The sequence below is a fragment of the Glycomyces tarimensis genome (assembly GCF_054776215.1).
On record NZ_BAAHCB010000005.1, the window covers coordinates 752,169 to 762,493 of the forward strand.

The 10,325-nt window shown below is 67.0% G+C and carries 8 protein-coding genes and 1 other RNA gene; 6 read left to right on the forward strand and 3 right to left on the reverse strand.

Translation table 11 applies throughout. The features are described from left to right. Window positions 1-34 precede the first annotated feature (34 nt). From ACYVK3_RS08945 to ACYVK3_RS08965, 5 genes are all read left to right on the forward strand, one after another. On the forward strand, window positions 35-1,270 hold the full coding sequence (locus ACYVK3_RS08945; RefSeq protein ID WP_460496919.1) for a peptidoglycan DD-metalloendopeptidase family protein: 1,236 nt from the start codon (window positions 35-37) through the stop codon (window positions 1,268-1,270). Between the two features lie 47 nt (window positions 1,271-1,317). Beyond that, on the forward strand, window positions 1,318-1,821 hold the full coding sequence (gene smpB / locus ACYVK3_RS08950; protein WP_460496920.1) for an SsrA-binding protein: 504 nt from the start codon (window positions 1,318-1,320) through the stop codon (window positions 1,819-1,821). Window positions 1,822-1,962: 141 nt separating this feature from the next. Beyond that, window positions 1,963-2,338: a transfer-messenger RNA gene (gene ssrA / locus ACYVK3_RS08955) on the forward strand. Between the two features lie 334 nt (window positions 2,339-2,672). Further along, the gene (locus tag ACYVK3_RS08960; protein ID WP_460496921.1) at window positions 2,673-3,275 is read left to right on the forward strand and encodes a TetR/AcrR family transcriptional regulator; all 603 of its coding nucleotides are present in this window, start codon (window positions 2,673-2,675) and stop codon (window positions 3,273-3,275) included. A 194-nt stretch (window positions 3,276-3,469) separates the two neighbouring features. After that, window positions 3,470-4,699, forward strand: a complete 1,230-nt coding sequence (locus ACYVK3_RS08965) for an MFS transporter (RefSeq protein ID WP_460496996.1) — start codon at window positions 3,470-3,472, stop codon at window positions 4,697-4,699. A gap of 321 nt (window positions 4,700-5,020) precedes the next feature. On the opposite strand, the gene ACYVK3_RS08970 is transcribed toward ACYVK3_RS08965, so the two are convergent. From ACYVK3_RS08970 to ACYVK3_RS08980, 3 genes are all read right to left on the reverse strand, one after another. Then, complete coding sequence (locus ACYVK3_RS08970) at window positions 5,021-7,255, reverse strand: hypothetical protein (RefSeq protein WP_460496922.1); 2,235 nt, start codon at window positions 7,253-7,255, stop codon at window positions 5,021-5,023. Between the two features lie 5 nt (window positions 7,256-7,260). Further along, window positions 7,261-7,950: an ABC transporter ATP-binding protein gene (locus ACYVK3_RS08975; protein WP_460496923.1), complete on the reverse strand. Its 690-nt coding sequence runs from the start codon at window positions 7,948-7,950 to the stop codon at window positions 7,261-7,263. Window positions 7,951-8,355: 405 nt separating this feature from the next. Further along, window positions 8,356-8,610 carry a hypothetical protein gene (locus ACYVK3_RS08980; RefSeq protein WP_460496924.1) on the reverse strand — a complete coding sequence of 85 codons (255 nt, stop codon included), beginning with the start codon at window positions 8,608-8,610 and terminating at the stop codon, window positions 8,356-8,358. A gap of 333 nt (window positions 8,611-8,943) precedes the next feature. Between ACYVK3_RS08980 and ACYVK3_RS08985 the strand changes: the two genes are divergently transcribed. Next, entirely contained in the window at window positions 8,944-10,254 is a 1,311-nt protein-coding gene (locus ACYVK3_RS08985; RefSeq protein WP_460496925.1) for a type 2 periplasmic-binding domain-containing protein, read from the forward strand. Window positions 10,255-10,325: the final 71 nt, after the last annotated feature.

Genomic DNA, 10,325 nt, shown 5'->3' on the forward strand with positions numbered 1-10,325 from the left:
AGCCACAGTCACTCATGGACTAGCTTCGGGTCACATGAGACGGATTGGTTTGCTGCTCGCGGCCCTGCTCCTCGGAGCGGTCGCGAGCAGCCCTGTCTCCGGCACCCCCTCGCAGGCCGACCTCGACGCCATCGAGCGGGAGAAGGCCCGCATCGCCGCCGAACTCGAAGGCGCCTCGGAAGAGGTCGTCGAGGCCGGCCAGACGCTCGCCGAGACCGAGGCCCAACTGCCCGGCGCCGAGCGGGCCGTCGCCGAGGCCGAAGGACGGGTCGCGGCCGCCGAAGCCGTCGCCACCGAGGCCGAGCGGGAAGCGGACGAGGCCCGCGAGGCCCTGGAAGCGGCCGAGGCCGAATTCGAGGCCGCCGCAGCGGCCGTCGAAGAGGCCCAGGAAGCGCGCGCCGACATGTTCACCGCCACGTACCGGGGCGTCGAGCTGCTCACCGTCGACGCGATCCTCGCCGCCGACGACACCTCCCAGGCCATCGACCGGCTCTCCTACCTCGAGTTCATGATCGACGGCAAGAACGTCGCGGTCGAGGACGTCACCCTCAAACGCCGCATCGCGTCCAACGCCGAGGGCGCGGCCTCGCTCGCCGAGACCGAGGCCGCCGAAGCCGAGGCCGCCGCCCAGGAGGCGCTGGCCGCCGCCGAGGCGCGTTACACCGAGGCCGAAGCGGCGAAGGAGGAGGTCGAGCAGCTCGTGGCCGATCGCGCGAGCGCGCTCGAAGTCGCCGAGGCCGCCGAGGACGAGGCAGCGGCCGAGTACGAGCGGCTCGAGGCCGAATCGGAGCGGCTCGCCGACGAGCTGCGGGCGGCCGACGACTCGAACGGCTCCAGCGACGGCGGCGGCTCCTCGTCCGGCGGCTCGGGCTCGGGCTTCGCCCAGCCGGTGAACGGCTGGAAGTCCTCGGACTTCGGGTGGCGCACGCACCCGATCTACGGCACCTCCCGATTCCACGGCGGCACCGACTTCGCGGCAGGGCACGGCGCGGCGATCTACGCCGCCGCCTCCGGCACCGTCGTGTACTCCGGCTGGAACGGCGGGTACGGGATGCTCACCTGCATCAGCCACGGCGACGGCCTGACCACCTGCTACGCCCACCAGTCGAGCATCTGGGTGAACAACGGCGAGCACGTCTCCCGCAACGAGAAGATCGGCGCGGTCGGCTCCACCGGGGCGTCCACCGGAGCACACCTCCATTTCGAGGTCCGCGTGGGCGGCGAGCGCGTCGACCCGCTCGGGTACCTCCCGTCCTGTCTGTGCAGGTGACGGCAATTCCTTTCGACATACGCCTGTTCGATCGTTAAGCTTGGCCCGTGTCCAAGAAGAAGCAGCCGAAGCCCAAGCACTCCGGCCCCGAGCGCACCGTCGTGACCACGAACCGCAAGGCCCGTCACGACTACGACATCCTGGACACCTACGAGGCCGGGATGGTCCTGTCGGGGACCGAGGTCAAGGCGCTGCGCCAAGGGCGCGGCAACATCGTCGACGCCTACGCCGAGGTCCGCAACGGCGAGGCGCGCGTCCATAACTTCCACATCCCCGAGTACGACTACGGGACGTGGACGAACCACCCGCCGCGCCGCATCCGCAAGCTCTTGCTGCACCGCGGCGAGATCGCCAAGCTGGAGCCGAAGCTCGACGAGGCCGGCCTGACGCTGGTGCCGCTGTCGGTGTACTTCCAGAACGGCTGGGCGAAGATGGAGCTGGGACTGGCCAGAGGCCGCAAGACGTACGACAAGCGGCAGGCCATCGCCAAGCGTGAGGCCGACCGGGAGATCGAGCGGGCCATCGGCCGCGCCGCCAAGCGCGGCGGTTAGCGGCAGCGGGGAATATCCGCGAGGTAGGCTTCGTTGAGACGCAGTGCGGGGAGATGCCCCGCGGTAATGCGGTGGCTCTCCGGAGCCGGACTGCGCTAGAATCGCTGAGCACAACTCAACAGGGGTATCTCACCTCAACCAGGGGCTGATCGGTTTCGACTCCGTGTGTTGATGTGAGGGAAGCGGGTCGAGGAAGCCAACGCTGTCTCGTAAACCAACGTTGGAAAACAACAAGTGCCAACGCAAAAAGCACTTCTGAGTACGCCCTCGCTGCTTAAGCGATAGCGTACTCTGTCGCACCGGAGGCGCGTCCGCTCCGGATTCGCGGCATCATCTAGGACGCTAGGTCGACGACTTGGTCGCTGGGTCGTCGCACGACACTTTCGGCGGCTGGAGCCCGTCTCACCGACTTGTCCGCGAGATCGGTGGGGCTCGAGAAAAGGCACAGCGGACTGCACCCGGAGAAGCCTCACAAAGGCAGCGGAGGACCAGGGTTCGATTCCCTGCAGCTCCACACCACCGGCCCCCTCATGGGGGCCATGTGACCGTTGTTGATCGCCTGTGGCCGGTTGCCGGTCACAGGCGATCACGCTTCATGGCGGTCGTCGGTTATCCAAACGACGCCGGTGGCGGGTTCGATCGCCATGGAGTCCACACCACCGGCCCTCTCATGGGGCCCATGTGACCGCTTGAGATTGCCCATGGCCGGGCGGTAGCTGGTCACAGGCGATCATGTTTTGCGGTGGGTTCGACTACCTCGAAGCCGACCCCGGACCGAACCGATGACCGAGTCGATCCCCTGCCGCGAGCGGTTATGGACATTGCGTTACAGAATCTGGTACGGTACGCCCATGGCCAGACCACTGAGCTTCCAGCGAGATCGCGTCATCGAGTCGGCGACGAGGACGTTCCTGCGCCACGGACTGCACGCCACCAGCGCCGAGGACCTGTGCCGGGCGACAGGCCTGGGGCGCAGCAGCCTGTACAACAGCTTCGGCAGCAAGGACGCACTGTTCGCCGAGTGCCTCAACTCCTACCTGGACCAGACGCGCGAGCGCGGTGAAGCCATATTGAGCGACACCGCTCGTCCGGTGCGGGACCGGATCGCGGCCCTGCTGCGGCTGATCGCCTCGGAGGAGACCGAGCGCGTCGCCGCCGGCGATCCGCGAGGCTGCCTGGCCGTGAACACCGTCGCCGAGCTGGCCGACGACCCGGAGTACGTCGAGAGCATGCGGCGCGTCGATGAAGACACCACGGCACGCCTGCACCTACTGTCCGATGTGCTGCGCGTCGGACAGGCCGCAGGCGAGATCACCGACCAGGTGAGCGCCGAGGGCCTCGCCGCGTTCGTCAACGCGGCCATAGCGGGCCTGCGCATCACCTCGCAGGGCGGCACGGCGTCGGACCTGCTGGACGACATCGTCGCGACGACACTGCGGGCCTTGGACCCATAGACGTGTCCCATCGGCGATGAACCGTCCTCGACCCGCGCCATTATGCACTGAGCGTTCCAAATCATGCTCGACCAAATTCCCTGCCGCGCGACCGGCCACGGGCGTCGCGCGCTCAAGTTTTGAAATGAACATTACAAAATGATTGACAGGAGTCGACTTTGACCGCAACGACATCGACCCGCCCCGCTCGCGCGGTGCCGGCGGCCGTCTACGTCCTGGGAGCCGGCGTCTTCGCCATGGTGACCAGCGAGTTCGCCGTCGCGGGGCTCATGCCCCAGCTCGCCGAGGGCCTGGACACCGGGATCCAGCAGATCGGCTACCTCGTGACCGTCTTCGCCGTCTCCATGACCGTCGGCGGCCCTGTCCTGGCGCTGGCGCTCCTCCGCGTACGGCCCAAGACGGCGTTGATGACCGTCTTCGCGATCTTCCTCGTCGGCAACCTGCTGGCCGCGCTCGCCACTTCGTATTCCACGATGGTCGCCGCCCGCGTGGTGAGCGGCGTGGCCTCACAGGCGTTCTTCGGCATCGCGATCTCACTGTGCTCGCAACTCGTCCACGAACGGGTGCGCGGGCGGGCCGTCGGCGTGGTCCTGAACGGACTCATGCTCGGCACCCTCCTCGGCCTGCCGCTGGCGACATACGTCGGCGGCCGTCTCGGCTGGCAGGCCGCCTTCTGGACCATCGCCGTCCTCACCGCGCTCGCCGCCGCCCTCACCGCCGCGCTCGTACGCAACCCCGCTCAGCCGGTCGCCGAAGAACCCGACGTCGGCTCCACCCTCGCCGCCGAATTCAAGGTGTTCCGCCGCCCCCAGCTGCTGCTCGCACTCGTCTCCAGCACCCTCATCATCGGCGCCACCTTCTCGGTATTCAGCTTCTCCGCCTCCATCCTGACCGGAGTCAGCGGATTCGACGAGGGCACCGTCCCGTTGCTGCTGCTCGCCTACGGAGCCGCCACCGTCGTGGGCAACACCGTGGTCGGCCGGCTCGCCGACCGCCACACCGTCTCGACGCTCCTGACCGGCACACTGCTGAACGTCGCATGCCTCACCGGGTTCGCCGCCTTCACCGACATTCCACCGCTGGCCTTCGCCTTCATGCTCGGCATCGGGCTCGTCGGCGTCACCATGAACCCGGCGATGGCCGTCCGCGTCCAACGCGCCGGCAGCACCCGACCACTCGTCAACACGGCGCACGCCTCGTTCATCACCCTCGGCGTCATCCTCGGCTCGGCCATCGGCTCCGCCCTCATCCCAGATTACGGCCTGCGCGCGCCGATCGTGCTGGGCGTCGTCTTGGCCGTTCTGGCGATCGCAGCCATCCTGCCCGCGCTGCGCGATCAGCATCTGCGCGACGGCAGCCAGCCACCGAGCACCACTTCGGCCGCGCACGACGGGCGTCTGGAGACGGTCGGGCATGGGCAGTGACGTGCCGCACCGTTCAATAGCCGAACCGTCCTCGGCCGTGACGTCGACGGCCTCGCCTGTCACCGCGATCGTGACCGAGCCGAGGCCCGAAGCCCATCGGTGAGGCCTTCGCCGGCATGTGATCGCCGCGAGTCATTCGGCTCGCGGCGACTCGGTGTCGTAGGGCAGCATGAACCGTTGGTCGGCATCGAGACCTGCCCATGTGTTCGTCTGTGACCGGCAGTGGCCGGTTACAGACGAACACAATTCCTGGCGCTCGTCTGCTGACGGCACAGCTCTGCCGTCAGGTTCGGTCGCCTTGCGAGTAGCTGGCGAGCTCCCTCAGTTGTTTGATGGTTTCCAGTGGTCGCGGTACCGCAGGACGGCGCTAGCGGCCCACACGCTCACGATGAGGGCGGCGGCCATGTTGACAAGAATCAGCGACGTTGTCCATGGAATCGTGGCGGACGATTCGATGTAGCGCCGCATCGCGGTGGTCGCGACCTGCCCGATGACGAGCCCCGCGCTCATCGCGAGCATGATCGGAAGTGCCACCGATCCGATGGCCAGCTTCCGGTACACCGTCCGGTCGCCGGTCAACATCGACAGCGGTGCGAGCCGGCGCGCTTCGCGTCCGAAGACTGTGGAGAAGGCGACCGTCATGGCGAGTCCCAGGATCGAGGCCCCGATGGCGCCGATGCCGGTCACCCAACGGGACTGCTCGATATTCGGAATCGTGCCGAGAACCTGCTCTTCTCGTGGATAGAGCACTTGCGCGCCTGCCGGGAGCACCGATCCGGCGCTCTTCACCGCCTCCGAGTCGACGCGGCCCTCCTCGGGATCGAAGACCAGATAGGTCACTCTGGCTTGCGCGGGATCCACCTCGTCAAGCGGATGTAGCACAGCGGTCTCGACCTCGAGAACTTCGGATTCCTCCTGAAGGGCGCGCATGACATCGGCATTCCCAATAGCGGACAGAACGTTAGCCAGCTCGGAGGGGCCCATCTCCCGCTCACATTCCGTTTGCGGCTCGGGCCGGTCGCAGTCGGCATAGATTTGCAGCGTGTAGATGGGTTCGGTCGGAGTCTCGGTCTCGGTAATGCCGTAGCCGAGCACTTCGAGGCGCTCGGGAAGCGATTGGCGCCACTGTGCCTGACTGTCTATATCGGCGTTCCCGGCGCCGTGTACGACGACCATCGATCGAGTGCTGGTCTCGAGCCACTGCTTGGTCTTGTAGCCGGCCTCCCCCAAGAGGCCCTGCAGGGTGGCGATCAAGATGATCAGCAGGTTCGCCATGGTGACAATGGCCAAAGGCCGGCCGAACGGTTTCGGAGCGGCCATGACGCGACGTGCGATCAGCGTTGTAACAGGTCGGTCACGGCCATCCGCCGCCCGTGCCGCCCGGCGGGCGATCCAATAGGTCAGTGCGGTCACCATCGGGGCCACAGTGATGATCACGGTGAACGTGGTCAACCAGACCATCGTGTAGAACTGCCGCCCGCCATGGTAGGAGCTCGGCAGGACTACGGCTCCGACGATGGCGACCGCGAAAAGTCCTGTCCACAGCCATGGCACGCGGATGGATTGCCGGGCTTTCGGGCGCGTTCGGTGCTCACGGGATTGGGCAGCGTAGGCACCGGCGGCGGCGATGAGGAGCGACAGCACGACGGCTCCCGCTGCGGCGAGGCTCAGCATCCACAGTCCACCGCGCAAGTCGTCCGAGGAGACGAGATAACCGACAAAGGGCAACCGGAGGTCCCACAACAGGAAGGGCAGCACCAGAACGCAAGCCAGGGCGACGCCCAACGCCAGTGGCCCCGCTGACTCGGCCAGCACGATCCACCGGCGGTCTTTCCGCCTGGCGCCCAAGACAGTCAAGACCATCAAGCGCCGGTCACGCGCTTGACCGCCGACGCGTGCCGCCACGATCAGCAGCAGCATCGCCGGAACGATGACCAGGCCGAGCAAGAGCACCGAAATCGAGGTGGGGACAAAGTCCTGGGAGACCAACTGTGTATGCAAGCTGACCTCCGAACCCGTGGATGCAGGCGAATCGTCGCCGACGACCGAGGAGACTCGCGATAGGTCATCCAGCTCGGCTATCGCAATCACCAGGAGCTCGCCCGGGTCGGCCAAACCCTCGGGAGAAATCGTCCCCTTGAGCGTGGTCCCGTACCGTTCGGCGACATGTGGAGCCCAGCGGCGGAGTTCGGGGGAGAGGAAGACGTCCCCGGTCGTGTACCCCGCTTCCGGCAGCCCGGGAGGGAGCGGCGATTCGGATCCGAGCGGATCGACGTAGATCACGCCGTACTGCCGGCTCTCGCCAACCGAGTCGGCGGTAGTCGAAATCAGAGTCACTTCCTCGCTCGCCGCCGCCTCGTTCGCGTAGAACAGGCCGGAGCCGTCCGCACGCCTGTCGCGCGCAGAGTCGAGGACCAGCACGGCGGTCGCCGCGACGCTGCCCAGGACCAGGCAAGCGACCGCGACCGCGAGCATCGCCCGTCGCAGTGCGGCAGCGTCGGACTCCGCAGCGATACGCCGTCCGATCCGCCACAGCACCCGGATCCGCTCGGGCACGCCTTTCACCGCTCCTCCGCCGCATCGAGGGGCACGAGCGTGCCCGCCTCGATCGCCAGGCATCGGTGTGCCCGCCTTGCCACAGCGGGGTCGTGTGTGACCACCACTATCGCGCAACCGTGCTGCTCCGGCAGCGCGAAGAGGCTGTCCGCCACCTGGTCCTTGTTCGCTCGGTCGAGTGAGCCAGTCGGTTCGTCCGCCAGTATCAGCGAAGGGCGGTTCATCAGCGCGCGAGCGACGGCCACGCGCTGGCGCTCGCCTCCCGAGAGGTCATCGGTGATCGCGGCGGGCGGAATCCGGTACTCCTCCAGCAGCGCCTCGGCCCGTCGCCGCGCCTCAGGACCCGCTCGGCCGGATAGCTGCGCGGCGAGGAGCACATTCTCCAACGGAGTGAGCTCGGGGACGAGCTCTCCGAACTGGAAGACCATGCCGAGGTGCTCTGCCCTCAACGTTGCGAGTCGGTCTCCGCGGGACCGAACGACGTCGTGCCCCATCAATTCGACCCGGCCTTTGTCCGGACGCACCAGTCCCAGCACGATCGAGAGAAGTGTGCTCTTGCCGCATCCGCTCGGCCCCATGATCGCCACAGACTCCCCCCGCGTCACTTCAAGTTCGGCGTTCACGAACAGCGCGCGCTCGCGGACCCGGTAGGAGAGCTCTCGTATGGAAAGTGGCGCCTGTCGGTCGTCACCCACTGCCAGCCTCTCGTCTTGATTCGGTCAATGCTCGCGGCGCGGAGGCAACCGCCGCGCCGCGAACCGGTTACTGCAAAGGTGCCCTACGGGTCGGCCCAGCTCGAACAGTCGTCCGGAAAGTCGTTGTCGTTGTCGCAGGCGTTGCTTGCTGATCCCTGCTGAGTAGTCTTTGGTCTGGTCGCTCGTGCCTTCGCCGGTGACGGCTTCGATCCGATTCTCGCTGTTACTGCCGTGAATACGGTCGGTACGCTGCTGCGCCAGAGTGTTCCACCTCTTCTCCCTCGGCGCGAGAAGATGACTACAAGTTATCGGCCGCAAACTCGTTTTGGCAAGTGGCCGACGGAAAGTGGCGCCATAGCGCCATTTCGCGCCACCGGGACCGGAGATGACGCCACCGCGGTGCCGTCAGTCGTCTGGCGGCGGCCCCGGAATGAGGCTCGGTGAAACCGCTTTGGCGCCCAGCGCGAAGCGGCCCTCAGCCTGGTTGGCGAAGGCGCGCTCGACCTGCTCGTGGAAATCGTCGGTCGTGGTGTGGCCCTCCGCGTCCGAGTCGTACTGGCCGGCGATGAGGACCAGCTCGCCGGAGGCGCGGGCGACGTGGCTGTAGCCGAAAGCGACGGGGTCGTGGAGGTCGGCGGGGTTGGTGATCTCGATGGTCATCGTGTCTCCGTAAGTTGGCAGGGGATCCGCGCCCATGGGCCCACGTCGCGCGCGTGACCGACCACGACGGGCCGGGCCTCTCGCTGCTCTGCGGCCGAGCCCGGGCTTGTGAACGTGCACGCAACTTTGGCGCTCATGCTGAGGAAAGCGATTTCATTTCGCCCTTCGTGATGAAATTGTCATCGTTATATCGAAAAAGTGGCGGGCCAAAGCCGCTTAAGGTGCGAACACGTCTTGCGTTCAGTGGCGCATGTCGCTACTTTGATGTAAACGTTCACAGTCTGCCGCTGAAGTTCAGCGACGGCATCCCTCAAACTGAGACAAGGACAGAGCATGCGAGGCAAAGGAGCTATCGCCGTCGTGGCGGCAGCCGCGTTGGGGCTGGCCGCTTGCGGCGGGCCCGCCGAAGAGGAGCAGGCCTCCGAACTGGAGTGGGACGCCGAGTCCCAGCAGTACGTCATCGAGGAACAGATCGCCTCGGGCGCAGTGCCGCTGAAGGTCTGGTTCGAGGAGGACTACCTCGCCGAGGCGGCCATCGCCGCGTTCAAAGACGAGTTCGAGGACCAGTATCCGGACATCGAGATCGAGTACGAGCTCGTCGCCAAGAACGACGCGGTCGAGAAGATGTCCCTGTCCGGCGAGGCCGGCAACGGCGCGGACGTCTACATGAGCTTCTACGACCAGGTCGCCCGCGCCGTCGACGACGGCACCGCCGCTCCGCTGGGCGAATACACCGGCGTGCTCGCCGAGCGGATGAGCGACACCTTCACCAGCGTGGTCTCCGTCGAGGATCAGATGTACGCCGTCCCGGTCACCACCGAGTCGCTGGCGCTCATCTACAACACCACCCTTCTCGAGGAGCTGACCGGCTCCGACCGGCCGGCCGACACCTGGGAGGAGATCCGGGCCCTGGCCGCCGAGTACAACGACCCGGCCGCCAACCGGTGGACCTTGCGCATGTCCACCAGCGAGATCTACCGCGCCTACCCGATCCTCTCCGCCGCCGGCTGGCAGGTCTATCCGGACGGTGACGTGGACGACCCCGGCTTCGGTGACCCGTCGCTGACCGCCGCACTCGACTACTACGCCGGCCTGCGTGAGATCTACGACGTGCCCAGCGCCGACAGCACGTGGGAGACCATCGAGGAGGGCTTCGCCAAGGGCGAGACACCCTATGTCATCACCGGCCCCTGGAGCTTCGCGACCTTCGACGAAGGCGCCGAGGCCAACGGCTTCGAGTACGGCGTGACCACCCTGCCGAGCGTCGAAGGCGGCGAGCCCGCCGGGTCCTTCGCCGGCATGCACGTCGCCGTCGTCTCCGGATACTCGCAGTACCCGGCCGCGGCCCGCGTCTTCGCGAACTTCCTCGCCTCCGACGCCGGTGCCGCCGCCGTCTACGGCGCCACCGGCCAGATTCCGGCCGTCGACGCCGAGCTGCTGGCCGGGATCGAGGGGATCGCCGATGATCCGCACGTGGCCGGCATCGTGGAGCAGTCGGCCTATGCCGAGCTGATCCCGCAGGTGCCCCAGTACTTCTGGGAGACCGGCAACGCGATGGTCATCGACGTGTGGGACGGCCTGTCCGACTCCGCCGCCGCCCAGGAGAAGGCAGTGGCGACCTACAACGAGCTGCACGGACTCTAGGGATCGGCCGCTGTGAGCACCACCGAGACCTCCGAAGTCCCCGCGTCGGCCTCGGACCGCGCCCCGCGCGG